Annotated in this window: 25 protein-coding genes; 12 read left to right on the forward strand and 13 right to left on the reverse strand. The window is 62.9% G+C overall.

Annotated elements, in window-relative coordinates; all coding sequences use genetic code 11:
* Positions 1 to 52 precede the first annotated feature (52 nt).
* Complete coding sequence (locus AC1D08_RS16615) at positions 53 to 1,693, forward strand: CHASE domain-containing protein (protein WP_477423570.1); 1,641 nt, start codon at positions 53 to 55, stop codon at positions 1,691 to 1,693.
* A 162-nt stretch (positions 1,694 to 1,855) separates the two neighbouring features.
* On the opposite strand, the gene AC1D08_RS16620 is transcribed toward AC1D08_RS16615, so the two are convergent.
* The 5 genes from AC1D08_RS16620 to AC1D08_RS16640 all read right to left on the reverse strand — a co-directional run bounded on the left by AC1D08_RS16620 (position 1,856) and on the right by AC1D08_RS16640 (position 5,157).
* Positions 1,856 to 2,101, reverse strand: coding sequence for a YMGG-like glycine zipper-containing protein (locus AC1D08_RS16620; RefSeq protein WP_457151623.1), 246 nt, complete (start codon positions 2,099 to 2,101; stop codon positions 1,856 to 1,858).
* 83 nt (positions 2,102 to 2,184) lie between these two features.
* Entirely contained in the window at positions 2,185 to 2,511 is a 327-nt protein-coding gene (locus AC1D08_RS16625) for a hypothetical protein (protein ID WP_457151622.1), read from the reverse strand.
* Positions 2,512 to 2,775: 264 nt separating this feature from the next.
* The gene (locus tag AC1D08_RS16630) at positions 2,776 to 3,807 is read right to left on the reverse strand and encodes a sensor histidine kinase (RefSeq protein WP_477299920.1); all 1,032 of its coding nucleotides are present in this window, start codon (positions 3,805 to 3,807) and stop codon (positions 2,776 to 2,778) included.
* Between the two features lie 186 nt (positions 3,808 to 3,993).
* Complete coding sequence (locus AC1D08_RS16635; protein WP_027031438.1) at positions 3,994 to 4,158, reverse strand: DUF1328 domain-containing protein; 165 nt, start codon at positions 4,156 to 4,158, stop codon at positions 3,994 to 3,996.
* A gap of 204 nt (positions 4,159 to 4,362) precedes the next feature.
* Positions 4,363 to 5,157, reverse strand: a complete 795-nt coding sequence (locus AC1D08_RS16640) for a response regulator (protein WP_457154515.1) — start codon at positions 5,155 to 5,157, stop codon at positions 4,363 to 4,365.
* Between the two features lie 224 nt (positions 5,158 to 5,381).
* On the opposite strand from AC1D08_RS16640, the gene AC1D08_RS16645 reads away from it, so the two are divergent.
* Entirely contained in the window at positions 5,382 to 5,585 is a 204-nt protein-coding gene (locus AC1D08_RS16645; RefSeq protein WP_095089301.1) for a NepR family anti-sigma factor, read from the forward strand.
* A gap of 3 nt (positions 5,586 to 5,588) precedes the next feature.
* The gene (locus AC1D08_RS16650) at positions 5,589 to 6,140 is read left to right on the forward strand and encodes a sigma-70 family RNA polymerase sigma factor (protein ID WP_095089299.1); all 552 of its coding nucleotides are present in this window, start codon (positions 5,589 to 5,591) and stop codon (positions 6,138 to 6,140) included.
* 42 nt (positions 6,141 to 6,182) lie between these two features.
* Here AC1D08_RS16650 and AC1D08_RS16655 read toward each other — a convergent pair whose 3' ends face one another.
* The gene (locus AC1D08_RS16655) at positions 6,183 to 6,737 is read right to left on the reverse strand and encodes a response regulator (protein ID WP_477227759.1); all 555 of its coding nucleotides are present in this window, start codon (positions 6,735 to 6,737) and stop codon (positions 6,183 to 6,185) included.
* Here AC1D08_RS16655 and AC1D08_RS16660 point away from each other — a divergent pair.
* From AC1D08_RS16660 to AC1D08_RS16670, 3 genes are all read left to right on the forward strand, one after another.
* A complete protein-coding gene (locus AC1D08_RS16660) occupies positions 6,707 to 7,468 on the forward strand; it encodes a Crp/Fnr family transcriptional regulator (RefSeq protein WP_477423571.1) in 762 nt (253 codons plus the stop codon). The genes AC1D08_RS16655 and AC1D08_RS16660 overlap by 31 nt on opposite strands.
* A 129-nt stretch (positions 7,469 to 7,597) precedes the next feature.
* Positions 7,598 to 7,924 carry an ElaB/YgaM/YqjD family protein gene (locus AC1D08_RS16665; protein WP_095089295.1) on the forward strand — a complete coding sequence of 109 codons (327 nt, stop codon included), beginning with the start codon at positions 7,598 to 7,600 and terminating at the stop codon, positions 7,922 to 7,924.
* Between the two features lie 11 nt (positions 7,925 to 7,935).
* Positions 7,936 to 8,394: a hypothetical protein gene (locus AC1D08_RS16670; protein ID WP_457153026.1), complete on the forward strand. Its 459-nt coding sequence runs from the start codon at positions 7,936 to 7,938 to the stop codon at positions 8,392 to 8,394.
* A gap of 75 nt (positions 8,395 to 8,469) precedes the next feature.
* Here the strand turns inward: AC1D08_RS16670 and AC1D08_RS16675 are convergent, their stop codons facing one another.
* Positions 8,470 to 10,011, reverse strand: coding sequence for a sensor histidine kinase (locus tag AC1D08_RS16675; RefSeq protein ID WP_457153025.1), 1,542 nt, complete (start codon positions 10,009 to 10,011; stop codon positions 8,470 to 8,472).
* Between the two features lie 155 nt (positions 10,012 to 10,166).
* On the opposite strand from AC1D08_RS16675, the gene AC1D08_RS16680 reads away from it, so the two are divergent.
* On the forward strand, positions 10,167 to 10,340 hold the full coding sequence (locus tag AC1D08_RS16680; protein ID WP_457153024.1) for a hypothetical protein: 174 nt from the start codon (positions 10,167 to 10,169) through the stop codon (positions 10,338 to 10,340).
* A 29-nt stretch (positions 10,341 to 10,369) separates the two neighbouring features.
* Here AC1D08_RS16680 and AC1D08_RS16685 read toward each other — a convergent pair whose 3' ends face one another.
* Positions 10,370 to 11,290, reverse strand: coding sequence for a diacylglycerol/lipid kinase family protein (locus tag AC1D08_RS16685; RefSeq protein ID WP_477227762.1), 921 nt, complete (start codon positions 11,288 to 11,290; stop codon positions 10,370 to 10,372).
* Positions 11,291 to 11,545: 255 nt separating this feature from the next.
* Between AC1D08_RS16685 and AC1D08_RS16690 the strand changes: the two genes are divergently transcribed.
* Positions 11,546 to 12,883 (forward strand): PRC-barrel domain-containing protein, encoded by a 1,338-nt coding sequence (locus AC1D08_RS16690; protein WP_457153022.1) that lies wholly within the window; start codon positions 11,546 to 11,548, stop codon positions 12,881 to 12,883.
* A 75-nt stretch (positions 12,884 to 12,958) separates the two neighbouring features.
* On the opposite strand, the gene AC1D08_RS16695 is transcribed toward AC1D08_RS16690, so the two are convergent.
* Positions 12,959 to 14,527 (reverse strand): alkaline phosphatase family protein, encoded by a 1,569-nt coding sequence (locus tag AC1D08_RS16695; RefSeq protein WP_457153021.1) that lies wholly within the window; start codon positions 14,525 to 14,527, stop codon positions 12,959 to 12,961.
* A gap of 226 nt (positions 14,528 to 14,753) precedes the next feature.
* On the opposite strand from AC1D08_RS16695, the gene AC1D08_RS16700 reads away from it, so the two are divergent.
* The 4 genes from AC1D08_RS16700 to AC1D08_RS16715 all read left to right on the forward strand — a co-directional run bounded on the left by AC1D08_RS16700 (position 14,754) and on the right by AC1D08_RS16715 (position 17,825).
* On the forward strand, positions 14,754 to 15,686 hold the full coding sequence (locus AC1D08_RS16700; protein WP_457153020.1) for a VOC family protein: 933 nt from the start codon (positions 14,754 to 14,756) through the stop codon (positions 15,684 to 15,686).
* A gap of 4 nt (positions 15,687 to 15,690) precedes the next feature.
* Positions 15,691 to 16,311: an alpha/beta hydrolase gene (locus AC1D08_RS16705; RefSeq protein ID WP_457153547.1), complete on the forward strand. Its 621-nt coding sequence runs from the start codon at positions 15,691 to 15,693 to the stop codon at positions 16,309 to 16,311.
* Positions 16,312 to 16,313: 2 nt separating this feature from the next.
* The gene (locus tag AC1D08_RS16710) at positions 16,314 to 16,613 is read left to right on the forward strand and encodes a GNAT family N-acetyltransferase (RefSeq protein ID WP_095089283.1); all 300 of its coding nucleotides are present in this window, start codon (positions 16,314 to 16,316) and stop codon (positions 16,611 to 16,613) included.
* 153 nt (positions 16,614 to 16,766) lie between these two features.
* Positions 16,767 to 17,825 (forward strand): dipeptidase, encoded by a 1,059-nt coding sequence (locus AC1D08_RS16715; RefSeq protein ID WP_095089282.1) that lies wholly within the window; start codon positions 16,767 to 16,769, stop codon positions 17,823 to 17,825.
* 7 nt (positions 17,826 to 17,832) lie between these two features.
* Here AC1D08_RS16715 and AC1D08_RS16720 read toward each other — a convergent pair whose 3' ends face one another.
* Genes AC1D08_RS16720 through AC1D08_RS16735 form a run of 4 tightly spaced genes read right to left on the reverse strand, consistent with a single transcriptional unit; the run spans position 17,833 to position 22,515 of the window.
* Positions 17,833 to 18,078, reverse strand: coding sequence for a hypothetical protein (locus AC1D08_RS16720; protein WP_457153546.1), 246 nt, complete (start codon positions 18,076 to 18,078; stop codon positions 17,833 to 17,835).
* Between the two features lie 2 nt (positions 18,079 to 18,080).
* Positions 18,081 to 19,340 (reverse strand): aminomethyl transferase family protein, encoded by a 1,260-nt coding sequence (locus AC1D08_RS16725; RefSeq protein WP_457153545.1) that lies wholly within the window; start codon positions 19,338 to 19,340, stop codon positions 18,081 to 18,083.
* A 3-nt stretch (positions 19,341 to 19,343) separates the two neighbouring features.
* A complete protein-coding gene (locus AC1D08_RS16730; protein ID WP_457153544.1) occupies positions 19,344 to 20,909 on the reverse strand; it encodes a phytoene desaturase family protein in 1,566 nt (521 codons plus the stop codon).
* Positions 20,896 to 22,515, reverse strand: coding sequence for a phytoene desaturase family protein (locus tag AC1D08_RS16735; RefSeq protein ID WP_457153543.1), 1,620 nt, complete (start codon positions 22,513 to 22,515; stop codon positions 20,896 to 20,898). Before AC1D08_RS16735 ends, AC1D08_RS16730 begins: the two co-directional genes overlap by 14 nt.
* Positions 22,516 to 22,537: the final 22 nt, after the last annotated feature.

The raw sequence follows: 22,537 nt of genomic DNA on the forward strand, positions 1-22,537 counted from the left end.
CACATCGACTTGCCCATAAAGGTCCGACATTGCCCATGGACCGCATCATCCGTTGAAGAAGCTTTTTCCAATCGTCGCGTTCGTCGCCGTTGCACTGATCAGCATGACGATGGCGGGCTTTGCCTATTTCGCGACGCAGGAAGCCGCCCGCATCAAATTCGAAGCGACGGCCGACGATGCGCTCAACCGGATCGAGAGCCGCATCGACTTGCATCTGTCGCTGCTGCGGTCGACGCAGGCCCTGTTCGATGCCCGCAACGGCGATATCTCGCAGAACGAGTTCAAGGCGTTCTTCAACGCGCTCGATGTCGACAACAATTTCGCCGGCTTGCGCGGTATCGGCTTTCTCAGGCTGGTGAAGACGGGGGACGAGGCGGCGGTCGAACGCGACATGCTGCACGACCTTGGTGTCAGCCATCCGATCTATCCGGACACCACGCAACCCTGGCGCGCGCCCATCGTGATGTTCGAGCCGCTGGATCCATCCAACCAGGCCGCCATCGGCTACGACATGTTCAGCGAACCGGTGCGACGCGTGGCCATCGAAAAGGCAATGTCCGACGATGAGCAGCACGCCAGCGCGCTGGTGCAGCTCGGCCAGAGCACGGGTGCCGCGCAGACGTTCCCGGGCTTCCTGGTCTTCGTGCGGCTCAATGTCGAAACCGCTCCCGATGTCATCAATGCGTCCAGGTCCTCCACGGCCGGCTTCCTCTACGCGGCTTTTCGGGCACGGGACCTGTTCCAGATAGCGCTCAGCCGGTCGCCGCTGCTGCCGGTCAACACCGAAATCTATGACGGCGCTGTGAGTGGCGACAATCTCTTGTTCCGGTCGGAGACGCCGCCAGTGTCATCCTTCGGGGACAGGCTGCTGGTCACCCGCAAGATCATGGTGGCCGGCCAACCATGGACGGTCCTGTTTCGACCGACAAGCGCCTTCACGCAGCCGTCGTCGCGGGCAATTCCGGTGATGCTGGGGCTGTTCGGCTTGCTGCTGGCGGGCGCCATCGCTCTGGTGGCGCGCTATCAGGAGCGGGCCTATGAGGCGGCGTCGCGCTTGCATGAGACGACGGAAAAGAGCCTGCTCGAAAAAGACCTGATGCTGCAGGAGATGAAGCATCGCATCAAGAATTCGATCACCCGAGTGCTGGCGATCGCGCGCCAGACGGCTTCGCGGGCCATTGACGTCAACGAATTTTCCTCGTCCTTCTCGGCCAGGCTGCAGGCGATGGCGGCGTCTCAGGACATGCTGACGCGCTCGCGCTGGCAGAAGGCAGACCTTGGCGATCTCCTGCGCATCGAGCTCGGTCAGGTGTTCGGCAAGGAGCTGCCGGAAGAGCTTCTGTCGGGGCCGGAGGTGCTGCTCGACGAAACCACGACGCAGGCGCTCGGCCTGACGTTCCACGAACTGGCGACGAATGCATTGAAATATGGCGAAACCGGCAATTCAGCCAATTCGCTCAAGGGAGATTGGGCGCTCAAGGTCGACTGGTCGCTCGAAGGACGCGGGCGCGACAGGGTGCTGGTTCTCAACTGGCGCGAAACCGGACAGAAGAAACTCGAAGCGCCGGCCAAGACAGGATTCGGCACCAAGCTGATCGATCTCAACGTCACGCGCGAATTGCGTGGCACGATCAACCGCGATTATCGCGATGATGGGTTGAATGTGGAGATCAGGATTCCGCTGACGGGCTAGATCAGTTTCACTGAAACGTAGAGCCGCTCTATCTTCTTGTTTTGACGCAAAATTCCGGACGGAAAACCGTTTCATCAAGCGAACAGAAATGGTGCGTCCAGACGTCGAAAATCCGGAGGCCGGCGGACCGGTCTCCGGATCGACGTTTCGATTATCGCCGAACTAGTTGCAGCGAGCCGTGTAGATCCGGCCGCGATGATCGCGATACTGGCAATAGCCGTTGCGCAGGTTGCGCACCAGCAGGCCGGAACCGGCGCCCACAGCCGCGCCGATCAGCGCGCCCTTGCCGCCACCGACCAAGCCGCCGACGCCGGCGCCAATCAAGCCGCCGCCGACCACGTCCTTCTCGGTGCTGGTGCAGCCGCTGAGGGCAGCCACCGCAATCATGGCAATAATCATCTTCCGCATAGAGTCACTCCTCGCTTTGTGTCCACACTTTGGTAAGCTCCAGCAGCCATTTAGCATGAAATGGCCGCCTTTGCTGCTGCAATCTATTGTTGGCGAAGATAGTCTTTTTCTGGGCGCGGGGCGCTCGATGCCATGACGACGTTGGAGATTGCCAGGGAAGCGTCGAGCGTGCCGTCCGGGCGAACGTTCCAGACGATCTGGTCGTAGTCGTCTTCCAGCGCCGGATCGACGGCAAGGCACTTGGCGACGATGTGCTGAGCCTGCCCCTGCACGTCGCCCAGCGCGAATGGCCGTTCGGCGACGCATTGGTCGGCGGTTTCGAAAACGCTTACCGGTACCTGCAATTCATGGCAGTCGGCCATCGTGTTCGAGCAACCGATGACCAGCAACAATGCAGCAATGTGTTCCATGGCGACATGTCCTCTCGCCACAGTAACGGTCCATAGCCGCCAAAGTTCCTCGGCCGCAGGGCGACCAGCGAAATAACGCGGCGCAACGGGCAATTCCGGCGCCGACCGCGACAGCAGACGCAGTCGGCGGACGTCCGGAGACCAACTTCAACGCGGCAATGTTCGACGGTCCAGCAGGTTCCAGCGGTACCTGGGAAAAACAGAATCCGCTTTTATGGTGAATAGCCGGTTAAGGATGGATGATCAGCCGAGAGGCGCGGCCGCTCACTCGGTCTCGAAATTGCCGTGCGGAACGACAAGGCGGTATTCAAGGCGACCGGGCATCAGCTCCAGCGTCGCCGTTCCGTTCAGGGAGGCGGGCACGACCCGCTCGAGCGCGACACTGCCGAAGCGCTTCTCACTGTGCTCGACGTCGCTCGCCGGTATCGCTTCGGACCATGTCAGCGACAGCGCCAGGCCGCCGGCAGCAGCATTGAGATCGGCCGTAACGTCAACGAAGCCATCTGGACGTGAGAGAGCGCCATAGCTGACCGAGTTGACGGCGAGTTCATGCATGGCAAGGCCGATGTGCAGCGCGGCGTTGGGATTGAGATAGGGATTTGCGCCGCGGAAGCGCAGGCCGTGCGACGGATTCACCCCGTTGCGACTGACCTGGCCCGACACCAGCTCGCGAAGTGCGGCGCCGCGCCAATTTGAGGAGGTCACCAGATCCTGGGACGAGGCCAGCGACTGCAGCCGGCCGCGAAAGCGCGTCAGGAAATCAGCGATGCCATCGGAATAGCGCCCGGTCTGGGTGGCTATGCTTTGAATGATCGCCAGGAGGTTCTTCGAGCGATGACTGACTTCGCGCAACAGCGTCGTCAGGGTCTGCTCGCGGCGCTTCTGATCGGTCGTTTCGACCATGGTGGTGACGACACCTTGCACCGTTCCACCATCGCCATGGTCGGCGTCGACCCAGACCTGAAACCAGCGAAAGCCGTCCTCGGCGGGGACGCTGATTTCAAGGCGTTGCGGATTGCCGGATGCGATGACGTCACGCTTTGCCGCGCCGATGCGGTCGATCTGCGCCGCGGGCAGGATGCCGTTGCCGTCCGCGGTGTCGGAAACCCACGGCGCACGCATATTGCGCGCCCATACCGTTTTCAGCTCGCGATCCTGATAGAGAACGGAAATGCCGGCATTGTGCAGCGCGTGGAGAAGAGCCCGGCCAAGTTGCATGCCACTTTCGGCGGGATGCAGGGCGATGACTTCATCGCTTGGCACGTCGTCTTTCCTATCTCCGGCCCTGGAACGCATCGCCAATCTGTCCACCCAACTCAGGCTGAACGGCTCACCGCGGAATGGGTTCCAGAGGGCTTCCCGAAAAGCCGCCTCCAAAAGCGGTCCGCCGAGCGGTATCCGTTGAAGGATGCCGCCCGGCGGTGGCTGGAAACCGTTTGAGGGGTGCGGCTTCCAGTGTTCGCTCGGATGATCGTTCGGTCCTCACGCCCGTTTGAACAGGCCGGCAAGAAGCGAAATGACCAGGAAAGCGAGAAAGATGAAAAACAATATCTGCGCTATGCCGGCAGACGTGCCGGCGATGCCGCCGAAACCAAGCGCGCCGGCTATGATTGCCACGACGAGAAATACGAGCGCCCAGTAAAGCATGATCCATCTCCTTCGAATGGTGTGATGAAAACGTGGGTAGATGCGGTTTGTTCCACCATTTGCCGAAAAAGACGATGCTTGCCAATCGTTCCAGACAAGGGTGGCGCCGGGAATTCGCTGATGACGGGGTCCCGGCATGTCAAAGGCCGCCTGATGCATCGCATCAGACGGCCTTTTGATATCGCGTCGTGCCTGCCGCTGCCCCTAGGCGGCGGCTTTCGCCTGGCGATCGAAGAACAGCGCCTGGCTGATAAGAGCCTTAACCATGTCGGGGTTGAACGGCTTGGTGACCAGGAATGCCGGCTCGGGGCGTTCGCCGGTCAAAAGACGCTCGGGGAAGGCGGTGATGAAGATGACCGGCACCGACGTCGACGACAGGATCTCGTTCACGGCCTCGATGCCCGAGCTGCCGTCGGCAAGCTGGATGTCGGCAAGCACCATCTTGGGCCGCGTCTTGCCGAACATCGTCACCGCCTCGGCATGCGTGCGCGCCGTTCCGACGACGCGGTGACCGAGGCTCTCGACCATTTCCTCTATGTCCATAGCGATCAGCGGTTCATCCTCGATGATCAGCACGTCCGTTGCCACCTGGCGGGATATTTCGTTGCTTGCCTGGGCAAGCAGCTCTGAAAACTCCTGGTCGCCGGCATCGAGGATCTCGGCCGCCTCGTCTTCACTGAAACCTTCGACGGCGACCAGCAGGAAGGCCTGGCGGGGACGCGGCGCAATCGCGTTCAGATTGGCGGCGGCGCGCTGTTCCCATGGCGACTGCGCCTGCTCCTGCGGGACGCGGATAGCGACCGACGTGAACAGCTTGGCGAACACCTTGTAAAGCGCGATGCGGTCGCTCGAGGCCTCGGGAAAGATATCGATATCGGCGATGATGGCTTCCAGCATCGCGGCGACCAGCGCGTCGCCACTTTCCTGCGATCCGGAAACGGCCCGGGAGAAGCGGCGCAGGAACGGCAGATGTGGTGCGATGGTGGCTGATAAGCTCATGGTAAGACGTCTCCCTCAGAATGACGTGGTTGCATAGAGTGCAGGTCAAGCTGATTGCAAGCCCCGGTCAAACAACGCCGGTCTTGAGAAAAAGTTCCGACCTTGATGGAACTAACGCGCCGGGACGGCGTTTGAAGTTCGGACGGGCAACCAGACGAGGGGGCCGCTTGCGTTGTGTTGAGTAGTGTGATGAGCGGCTTGGGCGCTGGGAATACAAGGGCAAAATGAAGGATATGACGAAAGATATTCTGGCTGGCGTCGCGGGCAGGCGCCGGAACGGGTCCAGTGACGCACTCGGGCCGAATTCCGAAATCGGACGCAAACTCAAACAATATTACGATGAGCTGGTCTCTGACGATGTGCCGGATCGCTTTGCACAGTTGCTCAGTCAACTGGAACAGGCCGAACCCGCACAGAAGAAGGACTGAAGCATGGCAGCGGTCTCCCAAGGCTTCAAGACCGATCTGCTTGGGGCAATCCCGAGCTTGCGCGCCTTTGCCGTGTCGCTGACGCAAAATGCCGACAAGGCGGACGATCTCGTCCAGGAAACACTGGTCAAGGCCTGGGACAAGCATGAGAGCTTCCAGCCCGGCACCAATCTCAAGGCGTGGCTGTTCACCATCCTGCGCAATGAATTCTATTCGCAGATGCGCAAGCGCGGGCGCGAAGTGCAAGACAGCGACGGTATCATGACGGCCAGGCTTGCCGTTCATCCGGCCCAGCATGGCCAGCTCGACCTGAAGGATTTTCGCGGCGCCCTCGAGCAATTGCCGGAAGATCAGCGCGAAGCCATCATCCTCATCGGTGCGTCGGGCTTCTCCTACGAGGAGGCGGCCGAAATCTGCGGTTGCGCGGTCGGGACGATCAAGAGCCGGGTCAGCCGGGCCCGCACGCGCTTGCAGGAGATCCTGAAGATATCCGGCGAAGACGAGTATGGTCCGGATGCGATTTCGACTCAGGTCACGGGCTCGCCGGCCAACTGAGCTGCGATCGCAAGGTGCGATCCGCAGAAGTTGGATCGTGTCTCAGCCGGGAGAGCCCCGCCCGCAGGCCGCCGCCACCGCTTGCATGAGGTCCTCACCCGAATAGGGCTTGCCGACCAGCCTGACGCCCGGAAACGATGTCTTGATTTCATCGGGATCCGAATAGCCCGAGGCAAACACGAACGGCACGCCTGCCGCGCGTAGGCCCGATGCGAAATCGAGTGTCGAGGCGCCACCCAGCATAAGGTCGACAATGGCGGCGTCGAAGTGCGTGGCGATTTGTCGATCGTCGATCTCGGCCAGATCGCGGGCGATCACCACCTCGCCCGCACCATGATCGCGGCAAAGCTGCTCGACATCCATGGCGATGAGAAACTCATCCTCCAGGACCAGAATCCGCAATCCATCAAGCAAAGGGGACACAGGCAAGGGCTCCTTGTAACGGATGGAGTCATGATCGCTATTTGGCAAGCTGTCATTTAAAAAAGACATGTGCCCGTGCGGAACCTCGATCCGCGCGACGCGTTGGGACGCAGCCTTGTGCGGGCTTTCGAAGAGGGGTCGAAATGTCGGGCCAGAGCGGTCGTGCTTTCTCAAGTCGCCAGTATCCTTGCGAGAACTGCCCGTTGCGGCCGTTACCGGTCTTCCGCGACTTCGAAAAACAGGAACTGGCCTTTATCAGCACGTTCAAGAAGGGCGAGCTCGCCGTCGACAAGGGCGCCACGGTCCTGGTGGAGGGAAGCCACAGCGCCCATCTCTACACCGTGCTCTCCGGATGGGCGTTCCGCTACAAGCTGTTGCAGGACGGCCGCCGCCAGATCCTCAACTACCTCATGCCCGGCGATCTGATCGGCCTGCAGGGCAGCGTGATGGGCGAAATGCAGCATTCCGTCGAGGCCCTGTCGCCGATGCTGCTGTGCGTTTTCGAACGCGAGTCTCTCCATGAGCTCTACCGCAATCATCCTGGGCTGGCCTACGACATCACCTGGATCGCGTCGCGCGAAGAGCGCATGCTGGACGAGAATCTGCTCAGCCTCGGGCGGCGCAGCGCCATCGAGCGCGCAGCCTATCTTATCGCCTTCATCGGCAGCCGGGCAAAGGTCGTTGGGCTGAATGGCAAGCAATCCGTTCAGATACCGATTACCCAACAGCACATCGCCGACACGCTCGGCCTGTCGCTGGTCCACACCAACAAGACGATCCGCAAGCTGATGGACCGCAAGCTGATTGTCTGGCGCGACGGCGGTTGCGAGGTCACCGATAATGAAGGGCTCAAGCAACTCGCCGGCTGGGAAGGGCTGGGCGAGGCGCGCCGGCCGCTGATCTGACGAAGTGCCTTTTTGTCAGCGCCAGCGGATCGGGTGCACACGCACGCGTTTTCGGCTACTTTGTCCCTAATGCCGGAACCTTGAGACATGCGGCGCGTTTGAAATCAAGCAATCACAAGGAGTTAAGCAATGGCAACTGCCGCAGGAAAGACCGCAACCGAAGGCCCGTCGAATTCAGATCTCGAAGCCGATATCAGGCAATTGAAGGCCGATATCGACAAGCTCACCAAGCAGTTGGCCAAGACCGGAGAGCATGGCTACGGCACCGCGCGCCGTGCGGCTACGGAAGGGGTCGAGCAATTGCGTGCGCAGGGCGAAGCAGCCTTTGACAGCCTGCGCGGCAATGCCAAGGATATCGAAGCGCAGTTGATGGCGAGCGTGCGCGAAAAGCCGGTGACGTCACTGGCGATCGCCGCCGGCGTCGGCTTCCTCTTCGCGCTCCTCGCGCGTCGCTAGTCGCATTCCAGATGGGAATGCTCGCATCCCTGATTGCAGGTCTGGCGTCGGGCGAAACCGCCGCCGCCATACGCCGGGCGCGCACGGCGGCAATCGTCTATGGGCTCGCCATATCCGTGGCGCTCTGCGGCCTCGGCTTTCTGGTCGGGGCAGCCTATATCTGGACGGCAAGTCGCTACGGATCGCTTGCCGCCGCGCTGTGCTTTGGCGCCGGTTTCCTGCTGCTTGCCGGGCTGATCCTGCTGATTTTCCAGATATCCGCAGGCTCACGTGCCCGGCGCCGCGCACAACAGCGCAATGCCGACATGAAAGCGATCGGCATCACCGCGGCGCTTGCCGTGCTGCCGGCGCTGCTCAAGGGCAAGGGCGGTCTCGGCGTCATTCTGGGTCCTGCCGTGGCGCTGGCTGCCTACGCCATCTACCGCGAAAACTTGAAACCACACGATCCGGAAGAAGACGAGCGGAAGTAAGGTCGGTTCTCTCTTTGACCATGATCTCTTCCGAAAACCGGCTTCAACTTTGCGTCGCGGCCTTTTGGTTCGGCATCATGGCTTGTCACTCGGCAGATCTTCCAGCGGCATCGATATTTCGGCAAACACGCCTTCCGGCCGGAACTCATGGGTCACTTCGCTTGAAATGACCTTGGCAAGGCTGCGTCGGATGAGGATCGAGCCGAAGCCGTGTCGCTCCGGCGGGGCGACTTGCGGGCCGCCGCTTTCGCGCCAGGTCAGCACGAGGCGTCGGGTCCCCTTTCTGCCTTTCGTCCTCCAGCCGAGATCAACCTTGCCTGACGCCACCGACAGCGAGCCATATTGCAGCGCATTGCTGGCCAGCTCATGCAGGATCAGGCCAAGCCCGACAGCCTGGTCTGGCGACAGCAACAAATCGTCGCCGGAGATCGTCATGCGCGGCTGGTCGGCGGTGTCGAAAGGCCTGACCTCGATCTGGACGAGTTCACGGATGCCGATGCCGCGCCACTCGCGGTCGGACAACAGATTGTGGGCGATGCCCAGGGCCTGAAGCCTCGCACCAAAGGCTTCGAGGAACTCGCTCGGCTGGCGGGCATGCCGCACGGTCTGCGTCGCCAGCGCCTGGACGGTCGCCAGCGTGTTCTTGACGCGGTGGTTGAGTTCGCGCAGCAGCAGCCGTTGCCGCTCGTCGCCAAGCTTGCGCTCGGTGATGTCGTAGTTGACGCCGAAGATCAGGGTCGGCTTGCCGTCGCCGTCGCGCTCGATGACGCGGCCGCGCGTGGCGAGCCAGCGCGGAGGATGAAAGCCCTTCACCCGGTATTCGCCGAAATAGTCGTCGCTGCCGGTCAAGGCATCGCGAAAGCGGGTTTCGGTCTGGTAGACGTCGCGAGGATCGATGGCGGTGAGGATGTCGCGCGCCCGCAGCCGGTTCGAGCGCGGCAGGTTGAACAGCTCCGACAGCAATGTATCGCATTCGATGATGTCGGTGCGGATGTCCCATGCCCAGCTGGCGAGCGAAGCCGCGTCGAGCGCAATGGCGCGCCGCTTTTCCTCACGCACAAGTGCTGCCTCGGCGATGGCGCCGCTGCGGGTCGCATCCTTCAAAGTGAACAGGCTGCCGGCGAGGCCGGCGAGCGCCTTCAACTGCTCGAGCATGGCGCTAGACGGAAAGGCATGCGGCTTGCGGTCGAGCACGCACAGCGTGCCGATGCGGGCGCCAGCCACGATCATCGGCGCGCCGGCGTAGAAGCGGAGATGATGCTTGCCGGTGACCAGCGGGTTGGTCTTGAAGCGTGGGTCCGTCGTGGCGTCCGCCACAACCATCGGCTCGTCGCCTGCAGCAATCGCATGGGCGCAGAAGGAGATGTCGGTCGCGGTTTCGGTCTCGTCCAGACCGACACAGGATTTGAACCATTGGCGCTTGTGGTCGACGAGCGTCACCAAGGCGATCGGAACCTGCATAGCCGCCGCGGCAAGGCTGCTTATGCGGTCGAAATCCGGATCGGCCGCCGTATCCAACGCCTCCAGACCGTGCAGCACGGCCAGCCGGTCCTCGTCCTTGACCGCGCGCGCAACTTCGGCCGGCAGATTCGGCACTGTTTCCGCCTTGCTGTTCACCCAAGTCCCCAATGGCCCGTCCCGGCCTTCGCTGCTTCCCGCACCTGCCGGCTCATGACCAGCCGGCGTCCCCGGAACCATCCTAGCGAGGAACCGTTACCCGACCGTGTTTTGCCGACCGCGCCAGTTGGCGAATAACGAGACAAGGACCGATCATGACCAAGATCATCCCCGAAAACAAAGCGCGTCAGGGGCGGTGGGGCTGGCACGGCTTGCGTATCCTGATTGCAGCGCTGCTTTTGGCCTTCGCGGCCTGGGGCATCGCCGAAATCTATGGTGAAATGGCCAAGACGCCGGTGACGGAGCAAGGAAGCGCGCCAAGCGGCTAGATTTTCGGCCTTCATCGTTGGAGATCGCATCAGGCAGCCTTCGCCTCTGCGATGCGGGCCGGTACCAGGACATTGAGTGCGCCAGGCCGGATTTCGATCGTCGTCTCACGGTCAAGCCTGACCAGTTCACCGTCGATGACGGCACGGAACTTTCTGCTGCCCGAATGGATTTTCAGGACCGTTCGGTCAGCTTGATGGATTTCCACGTGTTCGTTGTCGCGCCATTTTCCGCGCGCCATGTTGAAGAAGAATTTGACCAGTTCGGCACGCTGCTGCGCCACCGTGACATAGACGCCAAGCACGCCGCCCGCCGGGTTGTCGGCGTAGGGCAGGTGGCCTTCGCCGAACAGATTGTTGGTGATGCCGATGCCGGTGATGCGGGCCGCCATCTCGGCGTTGCCGATGCTGAGCGTCACGTTCATCGCCGGTGGATTGTTGATCGTCGCCCAGGCCGCCTTGGCCGAGGCGCCGATCTTTCCCAGACGTGAACCGAATTCCATTTTCTGGCGCAGCTGCACCATCTTGGCATGCATGCCGATTGAGAACTGATGAACGAAGGGCCGGCCGTTTGCCGTGGCCACGTCGACCGCGATGATCTCGCCATCGGCGAAGGATTTCAGCGCGGCATCGAGGGACTGCGGAATACCCAGTCCGCGTGCGAACAGATTCATCGTGCCGGCCGGCAATATGGCAAGCGCCTTCCTGGTGCCCATCAGCCGGGCGGCGGCGGCGGAAATGGTTCCATCACCGCCGCCGGCCAGCACGACATCGACAGCGCGTCGCGATGCAGCGCCATCAAGCGTCTCCACCACGTCCTTGCCGGCAACGACATCAATGCTGAGGGAGTGGCCTGCCGTCTCCAGGGTCTGGCGCATTCTGTCGGAAAAGACGGCAAGGTCCGTCGTGCGCAAGGTGCCGCCGTCCCGGTTCAGCACCGCAGCAAATTTCATGCCCCGCTCCGCCATTCCATCACGATAGGGCCGGGATAGACCCAGCCACGGGCTGAAACGCGACCAAGCGGGAAAGGTTCCGTTTTGAGAAACCGCCGGCGCTTCGCCGCTTCTTGGCTTCGGCACGACGCGAAGTGTTTTGTCGGAACAACAGCATGGTCACGACGTTGTGAAGAAGATGCCGCGTCCGAACCTCCTCAGCGACGGTTCAACCGAGCGCGGCGCGTACGAAATCACCCACGAGGAGAGATCATCATGACCCGCAACCTCTTAGCCACGACCGCACTCGCAGCGCTGGTCGCGACCGGGGCCTATGCGCAGAATGCGACATCCCCGGCGCCGGCCCAGACCCCCGCTGTTCAGGAGCCAGCCGCCACTCCGGTGCGCACCGAAGGCAGCATCGTCACCAACATCATCGGTGAAACCGTGTACAACGGCACCGGCGACGATGCCGAGAACATCGGCAAGGTCAGCGATGTCGTCTTCGACAAGGATGGCCAGGCCAAGTCCGTCGTCATCGGCGTTGGCGGTTTTCTGGGTGTGGGAGCGAAGAATGTCGCCTTCGATTACGACAAGCTGCAATGGGCCGAAAGGAACGGCGACCGCTGGCTGGTTGCCCAGGCGACCAAGGACGAACTGACGGCGCAGCCGGAGTTCGACAGCAAGCCCTATGCACCGGCTCCGGCACCGGCCGCATCGACGGACGCAAAGGCTCCGGCTGCATCCGCGCCGGCTGACACCGCGCAGACACCCGTCGACATGAATGCTGCGCCGGCCGAACCGGTGAAGCGCGCCGACGGCAATCTCGCCACCAACATCATTGGCGAAACCGTCTACAACGGCACCGGCGATGACGCGCAGAACATCGGCAGCGTCAACGACATTGTTCTGACAAATGAAGGCAAGGCCGAGTCGCTGGTCATCGGCGTCGGCGGCTTCCTCGGCCTTGGCGCCAAGAATGTCACCTATGATTTCGGCAAGGCCCAGTGGGCCGAGAAGAACGGCGACCGCTGGCTGGTGGCCCAGACCACCAAGGAGGAACTTCAGGCGCAGCCGGATTTCAACCGCAAGGCCTATGATCCGGCACCGGCAACGACGGCTTCCAATGAGCCGGCTGCAACCGCACCGGCTGCTGCACCGTCCGATGCCACGGCTCCTGCCGTCGCACCGGCTGACAAGACGGCTGAGGCTCCTGCTGCTTCGACACCCGATGCCTCGGCACCCGACCAGACCCAGACGGCGGCAATCGACAAGTCGACCTTAACCGAGATGCCTGTCGGCGAGATTCGCGCCGAGGACCTGAAGGGCACGACCGTTTACGGTGCCAATGACACCAAGGTCGGCGAAATCGGTGACGTCGTGCTGGCGCCCGACAACAAGACCGACGCTGTGATCGTCGATGTCGGTGGCTTCCTCGGCATTGGCGAGAAGGAAGTCGCGGTCGGCATGGATAATCTCAAATTCATGACCGACAAGGATGGCAGGAAGTACCTGTACACGACCTTCACCAAGGAACAGCTCGAGGCTCAGACTGCTTACGACAAGGGCAGCTATACGGAGAAGCGTGACCAGCAGCGCATGATCGTGCAGTAGGATAGCAGGGCAGTAGGGCAGTAGGGCAGTAGGGCAGTAGGGCAGTAGGGTGCGGCGTAGTCCAAGCCTACCGCTCTACTGCCTTGATCCCCTGCTAACATGGCCGGCAACACCGTGCTCGGTCAGTTCGGCCAGTGCCAGCGACTGGTCGAGATGTTCGGCTCGCCAGGCAAGTAGCCTTTCGGCGAATTCCAGCCGCACGGCCAGGTGGGCCGGATCGGCGGCGAGGTTGTTCAATTCGCCCAGATCGCTTTCCAGGTCGAACAGCAGCGGCGGCAAGTTACCGCCGAAATGCACATATTTGAATTTTTCCGTGCGGATGACGGCGAGATTGCATTGGCGTGAGGCGACGCCGAAATGCCGTTCGGCTTCGCCCTCGGCTATCGAGCGGAAATCGAACTCCCAATGCGCGGCATCGCGCCACGCTGCAGGGCTCCCGCCGCTCAGGAACGGTTTCAGCGAGCATCCGTCGAGATGCGGTTGTGGGGCTTCGCCGAGCAGGTCGAGAAGCGTCGGCAAAATGTCCACCGCTTCGGTGAACCGATCGACACTACCGCCGGCAGCCTTGCCATGGCGCAGGTCGCGGATGATCAGCGGAATGTGGTAGCTGCCGTCGAAATAGCCGCCCTTGCCCAGCATGAAATGGTCGCCCATCATCTCGGCGTGGTCTGATGTCAGCACGATGATGGTGTCGTCCCACGCGCTTGCGGCCTTGACCGCTTGCCAGATACGGCCGAGCTGCGCGTCGACCTCCGAGATCATGCCGTAGTAGATCGCGCGGATGCGGCGAAAGTCGTCATCGCTCCAATCATGCACCTTGCCACTGCCCTCGGGACGGAACTTGGCCTGCTTCTGCCGGCCGAGATCATAGGCGAGATAGGGGTGGCTCTCCGCTTCTGCCTGCCAGCTTGCCGCACGGTGGAAGGCAGGACCGGCAGCCGGATCATACAAATTGTTGTATGGCTCGGGCGCGATGAAGGGCGGGTGCGGGCTGATGAAGGAAAGATGGGCAAACCATGGCGCGTCGTCCTCCTGCTCGCCGAGCCAGCGCGTGAATTCGCCGGTCAGAAAGGAGGATGGGGTTTCGTCCTTCGAATAAACGGGCGGTGCGTTGCTGACGGCGGCCTCGGCCTTGCCGCTTTCGTTCACCGGGCGATGGATATCCGGCGATCCGGCGCCGGTATCGATGCCCCGCTGCTTGAGCCAGGACAGCCACTGCTTCTGATGCTCGGGCAGCAACTGGCGCACCGTGAATCCAGGCAGCACGCCTTCATAGCTTTGCAGCCGTGGGTCGCCCGGCGCCAGCAGGCGCGGGTCGAGCGATACGTCGGTGTAGCCGAACAGCGTCGGATCATAGCCGAGGCTGCGGGCATGTAGCGCGATGTTGCCGTGACGGGCGTCGAGCGGCGTGCCGTTGCGGCAGACGCGGTTGTTCATCTGGTAGAGGCCGGTGTAGAGGCAGGCGCGGGCCGGCGAGCAAGGTGCCGCACCACCATAGTGCCGTTTGAACAGCACACCCTCGGCGGCCAGCGCGTCGGCATTCGGCGTCTTGACAACCGGATGGCCGGCAGCCGACAGGCAATCGCCGCGCCACTGGTCGCATGTGATCAGAAGAACATTCGGGCGCCTGGCTTTTCCGGTCACTCGCGATACCCTTATCCTGTATGGTCGAACGCCGCTCATGGAACCGAATTCCGGCGACGGCGCAAGCCTGACATGTTCGTCAATTGGTGAACGAATTTGTTTTGATTGTTCACTATTAAAGCACAGTCCATTCTGTGTTTGCCGCCTTTGCCGCAGGCGGTGGTGTCCTCATATAGGCGTGGACAGCGGCAAGGGCCGCACAAGCACCAAGGGAAGGAGCAAGACGATGCTCGATCAGATCAAGGGTCTCCATCACGTCACCTCGATGGCCAGGGATGCCCGGCAGAACAACGATTTCTTCACCAGGAAACTCGGTCAGCGCCGGGTCAAGAAGACCGTCAATTTCGATGCGCCTGACGTTTACCACCTCTACTATGGCGACGAGGCCGGCACGCCGGGCTCGGTGATGACCTATTTTCCGTTTCCCAACATCGGCAAGGGCCGTCATGGCGTCGGCGAAGTCGGCACCACGGTCTACTCCGTGCCGGAAGGCACGCTGGCCTATTGGGAAAAGCGTTTTGCCGATGAAGGCGTCTCGGGCCTGTCGCGCGACGAGACATTCGGCGAGAAGCGCCTGGCCTTTGCAGGGCCGGACGGCGATGGTTTCGCCCTGGTCGAGGACAAGGCCGACGCCAGAAAGCCATGGGCGAAAGGCGGCATCCCCACCGATGAGGCGATCCGCGGCTTTCACTCCGTGTCGCTCAGGCTGAAGGATGGCGGCGCCACCGAGGAGCTGCTGAAGTTCATGGGCTACGAGGAGATCGACAAGTCCGGAAATGTCAGGCGAATGGCGGTGAAGAACGGCAATGGCGCCGACGTCGTCGACATCGAATCGCTGCCGGGTGCCGCCTTCGCCGATCTCGGCGCGGGCTCCGTCCACCATGTCGCCTTCGCCGTCGAGAACCGCGCCAAGCAGCTCGAAGTGCGCAAGGCGCTGATGGACACCGGCTATCAGGTGACGCCGGTGATCGACCGCGATTATTTCTGGGCGATCTATTTCCGCACGCCGGGTGGCGTGCTGTTCGAAGTCGCCACCAACGAACCGGGTTTCGATCGCGATGAGGATACCGCTCATCTCGGTGAGGCGCTGAAGCTGCCGACTCAGCACCAGCACCTGCGGCCCTATCTCGAACAGCATTTGCAGAAGCTGGAAGGCTGAGACCATGAGCAAGGACGCTTACACTTATAAGGTGCTGCCCGGCTCGCCGGGTGGTCCGCTGCTCTTCGTCTTCCACGGCACGGGGGGCGATGAGAACCAGCTTCTGTCGCTGGGGCGCGATCTCTTGCCCCAGGCAACCATCATCTCGCCACGCGGCGATGTGGCGGAACATGGTGCGGCGCGCTTCTTCCGCCGCACCGGCGAAGGCGTCTACGACATGGGCGATCTGGCGCGGGCGACGGACAAGATGGCCGGCTTCATCAAGGCCCATATCAAGGCGGCGAAGCCGTCAGCCGCGTTCGGCCTTGGCTATTCCAACGGCGCCAACATCCTGGCCTCGGTGGTGTTTGCGGCGCCGGCGATGTTCGATGCCACGGTGCTGATGCATCCGCTGATCCCGTTCGAACCCGAGATCAACGGCAGTCTCGCCGGGCGTCATATTCTCGTGACCGCAGGCAGGCGCGATCCGATCTGTCCGCCGAACCTGACCACGCGGCTCGAAGCCTATTTGCGTGCCGACGGCGCCGATGTCACAGTGGAGTGGCATGACGGCGGGCACGAGGTGCGGCCAAACGAAATCGAGGCGGCACGGCATGTCTTTGCCCGCGCCACCCAGGGAGTATAGCGATGCCGGACCAACTGCCTGAAATCGAACTGGAAGATCGCGGTTCCAAGGGTCGCTACGTCCTGCGCGGGCCAGACGGCGCCGAGGCGGAGATGACCTTCACCAAGATCGGCGAGCACCAGATCATCATCGACCATACGGAAGTGCCGGATGTCTTCCGCGGCCAGGGTGCAGGGCTTCGGCTCGTCACCCGCGCCGTCGAGGATGCACGCGCGGCGGGCAAGAAGATCATCCCGCTTTGCCCGTTCGCGAACGCCCAGTTCCGCCGCCACCACGAGTGGGCAGACGTGCTGAAGCAGTAGGATCGGCCGGCATTTCGTCGATCGGAACGGGCGCGACATCAGGCTGTCGTCCCGCTTCGATGGCTTTGGCATTTGCACGGGTAGCGCATCTTGCCTAAGTGGATATGATCTATCGCAGCCACCGCGCCGACAAACGAACCGAATGATCCCCCAATGACCGAAACCGACCTCGTTCCCGTCTTCGACGGCCACAACGACACGTTGCTCAGACTCTACCAGTCAAAAGACACGGACGTCGAAAAGCTGTTCATCGAGGGGAAATCGGGCGGTCATATCGACCTGCCGCGCGCGAAAGCCGGTGGCTTTGCCGGCGGCATGTTCGCCATCTTTCCGCCGCCTGTCGAGAAAACCAGGCGCAGCGCCGTGCCGCTGGCGCCGAGCGATGCCGAGCCACTGCCGCCCGAGGTCCCGCGGGCCGATGCGTTGACCTCGACGATCGCGATGGCCTCGATCCTGTTCAGGCTGGAACGAGCCGGAGGGCTCACCGTCTGCCGCAGTGCCGGCGATGTCCGCAACGCCATGGCGCAAGGCTCGATCGCGGCGGTGTTCCACATCGAAGGGGTCGAGGCGATCGATCCCGAGCTCACAATGCTCGACGTGTTGCATGCCGCCGGCCTGCGCTCGCTCGGCATCGTCTGGAGCCGGCCGAACGCCTTCGGTCACGGCGTGCCGTTCCGCTTTCCGTCCTCGCCCGACACCGGCCCCGGGCTGACCGATGCCGGCAAGGCGTTGGTCAAGGCCTGCAACCAGCTGAAGATCATGATCGACCTGTCGCATCTCAACGAGAAGGGCTTTCGCGATGTCGCCGCGCTCAGCGACGCGCCGCTGGTCGCCACTCATTCCAACGTCCACGCGATCTGCGGCCATTCGCGCAACCTCACTGACTGGCAGCTCGGCGCGATCCGCGAATCCGGCGGCATGGTCGGGCTTAACTTCGCCACCGGATTCCTGCGTGAGGACGGCCGGATGAATGCCGACACCAGCCTCGACATCATGGTGCGCCACGTCGATTCGCTGCTGCAGGCACTGGGCGAGGACGGTGTCGGCCTTGGCTCGGATTTCGACGGCGCCATGATCCCGGCCGTCATCGGCGATGTCGCCGGCCTGCCGAAGCTGATCGATGCATTGGCGGCGCGCGGTTTCGGCCGCGCGCTGATCGAAAAGATCGCCTATCGCAACTGGCTCAGCATGCTGGAGAGAACCATCGGGTAGAAAAGACCTATTCGAAACCCATGCGCTTGAGCCAGTCTTTGCCGACACCGCGATCGCGGATGATCGGCAGCGGATCTTCCGAATCGAGCCGCGCGCAGATGCGGTAGACTTCGAGCGTCTCGGCGCTCATCTCGCCGCCCTTGTAGAAGAACATGGCGGCGGCATAGCGCGTACGGCCCGACCATTTCTCGCCGAGCGGCGTGTTGACCAGCTCCCATTGCTCGGCGGCTTCGAGTTCGGCTTCGTCGGTCATGGTCAGAAATCCGCCGGCGGATTGGCGGTGCGGCGGTCGAGCTTGATGAAGGGCCGCGCCACCACCTTGGCGCGCTTCATCAGCTTCTGATACTGCAGCTCGCGCATGGCGTAGATCTCGACCCAGAGGTCCTCGACCATGGTATCACCATACGGCCGCGCCAGCGAGGCGATGGCGATGTTGCGCTTGGCCATTGGCGACCACATGGCGGCGCTGACCAGGCCGACTTCCTGGCTTTTCTTGTGGTAGACGATGGCATGTTCGGCGGGGATGTTGCCTTCGATCTCCAGCCCGACCAGCACATGGCGCAGCTTGTGTTTGGCGCGAGCCTCGAGGATGGCGCGGCGACCGTTGAAATGACCTTTCTCCAGATCGATCATGAAGCCGAGGCCGATCTCGTCCGGCATGCGCAGGCGATCGGCGCGGATGGCGTGCTCGGCGGTGGTGAAATCCGCATTGGCGACGATCAATCCGGCCTCGAGGCGAGCACGGTTGAGCGCGGTGTAGCCGATGGCGCGGATACCGCGCAGTTGGCCCGCCGTCATCAAGCGGTCCCACAGGCTGAGCGCCCTGTCGGCCGAGACGAACAGTTCGTAGCCTAGATCTCCGGTGAAGCCAGTGCGCGAAATGCCGACGGTGCCGCCATCATGCGGGAAATCGGCGAGGTCGAATATTTTCAGCTTCTCGACGCCGGCGAAGCCGGCATCACGCAGCACCGCAAACGAGGTCGGCCCTTGCAGCGCGAGCCCGGCTACAGCCTCTGTTTCCTCCGCGACGATGACATCGAAGCCAATCGCGCTGTCGAGCAGCCATGGCAGATGCCGCTCCTGCGAACACAGCCGGAAGCGTGTCGGCGACAACCGGAACAGCGTGCCGTCATCGAGGACGAAGCCCTCGTCGTCGCACCACGCCGTGTAGTGGACACGGCCCTGTTTCAGCTTGGTGACATCGCGCAAGGTGACACGGTCGAGGAAGGCTTCGGCGTCCGGCCCTTCGATCCGGTATTTGGTCATCGGCGAAATGTCGAACAGGGCGGCCTGGCTGCGGATGGCGAAATATTCGAGTTCCTCGTCCCACAGCGAATGTGGCGCGCGGTAGCCGGCCCAATTGTACCAGTCCTGGGTCTTGGCCAGCGCGTCGATGCGCGGCTGGAACGGCGTGCCAAGTCGCAGCGTGCGGAAATGGTCCTGCGCGGCGATGCGGGCGGAAACAGCCGCGCTGACTGTCCTCGAGACGGGCTTCTTCCTGGTTGACTGGGCCATGGCTTACCCCTTCATCGCAATGATGCGCCGCGCGGCGTTGAGGCCGGGAGCGCCGGAGACGCCGCCGCCGGGATGCGAGCCGGCGCCGGCCAGGAACAGCCCTTCTAGCGGTGTGTCATAGCCCGACCAGCCGGACACCGGTCGCGAGATCAGCATCTGGTCGGCCTGCAATTCGCCGTGGTGCCAGTGGCCGCCCGGCATGCGGTAGCGCGCTTCGATGTCGGCCGGCGTCAGAAGCTCGGCGTGCACCACGCTTTTGCCGATGCCAGGCGCATAGGCTTCGAGCCGGGCCATGATCGCCTTGAGGAATTTCGGCTTGCCGGCATCCCACCCCTCTTTCAGGGCGTAGGGCGCGTATTGCACCACCGCCGACAGCACACAGGCGCCGCTGGGCGCGAGCGACGGGTCGGCAAGGCTGGGCAGCGTTATCTCCATCACCGGCTCGGGCGAGAACTCGCCGTACTTGGATGGGTTGAAGGCGCGCTCGACATGGTCGGGCGAGGGCGCGATCACCAGGCGGCCCTTGTGGCCGGCGGCATCGACGCCGGTGAATTGCGGCGGCCGGTCGAGCGCCAGATTGAGCTTGGCCGCATCGCCTTTCATGCGAATGTTCTTCACCTTGCGAACAAAGCCGGTATCCATCTGGCGCGGCCCGACAAGGTCGAGGAAGGTGGTCGCCGGATTGATGGCCGAGACGATCGTCCTGGCACGCAGCACCTCGCCAGTGTCGAGCGCGACACCGACGGCGCGGCCGTTCTCGACGATGATCTTCGCCACCGGCGTCGACGTGCGGATGGTAACGGCGGCCTTTTCCGCCGCGGCACGGATGGCAGCGACAACCGCGCCCATGCCGCCTTGCGGAAGTATCTGCGCGCCGACCGCACCGCCGGTCTCGCCGGCCAGCCGGTAGTAGAGGCCGAGCAATGATGTCGGCGAGCGGGGGCCGAGATGGCTGCCCAGCGTCGCATCGAAAGCGAGCAGGCCTTTTAGCCTGATATCAGCCAACTGCTCGTCGAGCAGGTCGGCAACATTCATCAGCAGCACGCGCAGGAAGTCGCGCATGTCTTCCTTGCCGAGCTTCTTCAGCGCCAGCGCGGCCTGGCCGAGGGACGCGGTCTCGATCAGTGACATGCCGGAGAGATCGGGCGGGCGGCGGGAGAGGAACGGCTTCAATAGGCCGGCATAGCGCAGCAGCTGCGCGCGCAGCTCCTTCCAGGCCGACTGCTCGGACGAGCTGGCGCCTGTCAGCACCTCGCCATAGGCGCCATGCAAGACCAGCGGCGGGCCGTCCCTCGACAGCGCAACCGACGGCATGAAGTCGGCGCGCGCGAATTGCAGCCCGTGCTTTTCCAGGTCCAGCGCCTTGACCACATCCGGATGCAGCCGGTTCAGCAGATGGGCGACTGACGAGACACGAAAGCCCGGCGCGAATTCCTCGGTGCGCGCGGCGCCGCCGACTTCGCTACCGGCTTCGAGCACCAGCACCTTGCGGCCGGCTTTCGCCAGCGCGGCCGCCGCGACGAGGCCGTTGTGGCCGCCGCCGATGACGATTGTCTCAGATGACGTCATGGGCAGCGCTCATATGCGAGGTGGATTTGGCGAGGTCGCGCAGGATTTCCGCCGCGGCGTTGCGGCCGGGCGCACCCATGACGCCGCCGCCGGGATGGGTCGAGGAGCCGCACATATAGAGGCCGCCGACCGGTGAACGGTACTGCGCGTAACCCGGCACGGGCCGGTTGAACAAAAGCTGATCGAAGGTCAGTTCGCCCTGGAAGATGTTGCCTTCGGTGAGGCCGACCTCGGCTTCGATCTCGCGCGGGGTGCGCACCTCCATGTGGACGATGCGGTCGCGAAAGCCCGGCGAGTATTCCGCGATCTGCGAAATCACGCTCTCGGCAAAGCCGTCGCGGTCGGCATCGGTCCATTCGGCTCCTGCAATCTTGGGCGGCGCATATTGCACGAAGCAGCTCATGAAGTGCTTGCCGGGCGGCGCCATGGTCGGGTCGAGCGTCGTTGGAATGACCATGTCGAGGAACGGATCGGCCGACCAGCGCCCGGCCTTCCAGTCGTCATAGGCGCGCTCCATGCGCTCCATCGAATCGGTGAAATGCATGTCGCCGCGATAGACCGGCGAATCCTTCGGCAGCGCCGGGAATTCCGGCAGCGAGTCGAGGGCGATGTTGACCTTGCCGGACGAGCCGCGGATCTTGAAGTTCCTGACCCGGCGCAGGAAGACATCGGGCAGTTCCTTTTCCTCGACCAGCTTCAGGAAGGTGCGCTTGACGTCGGCATTGGAGACGACGAGCTTGCCATAAATCTCCTCGCCGCCGGCCAGCACAATGCCCTTGGCCTTGCCCCTGCCGACCAGCACATGGTCGACCTCGGCGCCGGTGCGGATAGTGCCGCCCGACGCCTTGAACGACGCGGCCACCGCCTTGGTGACCGCGCCCATGCCGCCGCGGGCATAACCCCAGGCGCCGACCGAGCCATCGACCTCGCCCATATAGTGATGCAGCAGCACGTAGGCGGTGCCTGGCGACATCGGCCCGAGCGCGGTGCCGATGATGCCGGACAAAGCGAAGTTCGCCTTGATGACGTCGGTCTCGAAATATTCGTCGAGGAACTCCGAGATCGACATGGTCCAGAAGCGCAGCGTCAGCGCCATTTCCTGCGCCGAAAGGCCGGCGAATTTCCTGCCGAGATAGAGCAGTTCCCCAAGGTCGCGTGGCCGCAGACTGGTTGGATCGGGTGCGGTGCGCATCAGCAGCGGTTGGATGAAGCGGCATTGCCGCGTCACGTCGCGGGCGTAGCGGTCATAGGCTTCGGCGTCGCGCTTCGAGAAGCGGGCGAACTCGCGCCGGTGAGCATCGTGGTCGCGGTAGTTGGCGAGGTAGTCACCGTCACGCGTGAACACCGCGCCGCCCTCATAGGAGATGACCTGCAGGCCGAAGCGCGGCAATTCGAGGTCGCGCATGATCTCAGGGCGAAACAGCGAGCAGACATAGGAGCAGTTGGAATAGAGGAAGCCCGGCGTCAATTCCCGGCTGGTTGCGGCACCGCCGACCCAGTCGTTCTTCTCGACCACCAGCACGTCGAGGCCGGCGCGCTGCAGATAGCAGGCGTTGACCAGTCCGTTGTGTCCGCCGCCGATGATGATCGCATCCCAAGCTTTCATTTTGGCCCAGTCTTCCCGTGCG

The organism is Mesorhizobium sp. P2_E6 (assembly GCF_056403835.1).

Bases quoted from the DNA above. Each gene is read 5' to 3' on its own strand.
- AC1D08_RS16620 (WP_457151623.1), bottom strand. From the start codon at position 2,101: ATGCGGAAGATGATTATTGCCATGATTGCGGTGGCTGCCCTCAGCGGC.
- AC1D08_RS16625 (WP_457151622.1), bottom strand. From the start codon at position 2,511: ATGGAACACATTGCTGCATTGTTGCTGGTCATCGGTTGCTCGAACACG.
- AC1D08_RS16630 (WP_477299920.1), bottom strand. From the start codon at position 3,807: ATGCGTTCCAGGGCCGGAGATAGGAAAGACGACGTGCCAAGCGATGAA.
- AC1D08_RS16635 (WP_027031438.1), bottom strand. From the start codon at position 4,158: ATGCTTTACTGGGCGCTCGTATTTCTCGTCGTGGCAATCATAGCCGGC.
- AC1D08_RS16640 (WP_457154515.1), bottom strand. From the start codon at position 5,157: ATGAGCTTATCAGCCACCATCGCACCACATCTGCCGTTCCTGCGCCGC.
- AC1D08_RS16645 (WP_095089301.1), top strand. From the start codon at position 5,382: ATGAAGGATATGACGAAAGATATTCTGGCTGGCGTCGCGGGCAGGCGC.
- AC1D08_RS16650 (WP_095089299.1), top strand. From the start codon at position 5,589: ATGGCAGCGGTCTCCCAAGGCTTCAAGACCGATCTGCTTGGGGCAATC.
- AC1D08_RS16660 (WP_477423571.1), top strand. From the start codon at position 6,707: ATGTCGGGCCAGAGCGGTCGTGCTTTCTCAAGTCGCCAGTATCCTTGC.
- AC1D08_RS16665 (WP_095089295.1), top strand. From the start codon at position 7,598: ATGGCAACTGCCGCAGGAAAGACCGCAACCGAAGGCCCGTCGAATTCA.
- AC1D08_RS16670 (WP_457153026.1), top strand. From the start codon at position 7,936: ATGGGAATGCTCGCATCCCTGATTGCAGGTCTGGCGTCGGGCGAAACC.
- AC1D08_RS16680 (WP_457153024.1), top strand. From the start codon at position 10,167: ATGACCAAGATCATCCCCGAAAACAAAGCGCGTCAGGGGCGGTGGGGC.
- AC1D08_RS16685 (WP_477227762.1), bottom strand. From the start codon at position 11,290: ATGAAATTTGCTGCGGTGCTGAACCGGGACGGCGGCACCTTGCGCACG.
- AC1D08_RS16690 (WP_457153022.1), top strand. From the start codon at position 11,546: ATGACCCGCAACCTCTTAGCCACGACCGCACTCGCAGCGCTGGTCGCG.
- AC1D08_RS16700 (WP_457153020.1), top strand. From the start codon at position 14,754: ATGCTCGATCAGATCAAGGGTCTCCATCACGTCACCTCGATGGCCAGG.
- AC1D08_RS16705 (WP_457153547.1), top strand. From the start codon at position 15,691: ATGAGCAAGGACGCTTACACTTATAAGGTGCTGCCCGGCTCGCCGGGT.
- AC1D08_RS16710 (WP_095089283.1), top strand. From the start codon at position 16,314: ATGCCGGACCAACTGCCTGAAATCGAACTGGAAGATCGCGGTTCCAAG.
- AC1D08_RS16715 (WP_095089282.1), top strand. From the start codon at position 16,767: ATGACCGAAACCGACCTCGTTCCCGTCTTCGACGGCCACAACGACACG.
- AC1D08_RS16720 (WP_457153546.1), bottom strand. From the start codon at position 18,078: ATGACCGACGAAGCCGAACTCGAAGCCGCCGAGCAATGGGAGCTGGTC.
- AC1D08_RS16725 (WP_457153545.1), bottom strand. From the start codon at position 19,340: ATGGCCCAGTCAACCAGGAAGAAGCCCGTCTCGAGGACAGTCAGCGCG.
- AC1D08_RS16730 (WP_457153544.1), bottom strand. From the start codon at position 20,909: ATGACGTCATCTGAGACAATCGTCATCGGCGGCGGCCACAACGGCCTC.
- AC1D08_RS16735 (WP_457153543.1), bottom strand. From the start codon at position 22,515: ATGAAAGCTTGGGATGCGATCATCATCGGCGGCGGACACAACGGACTG.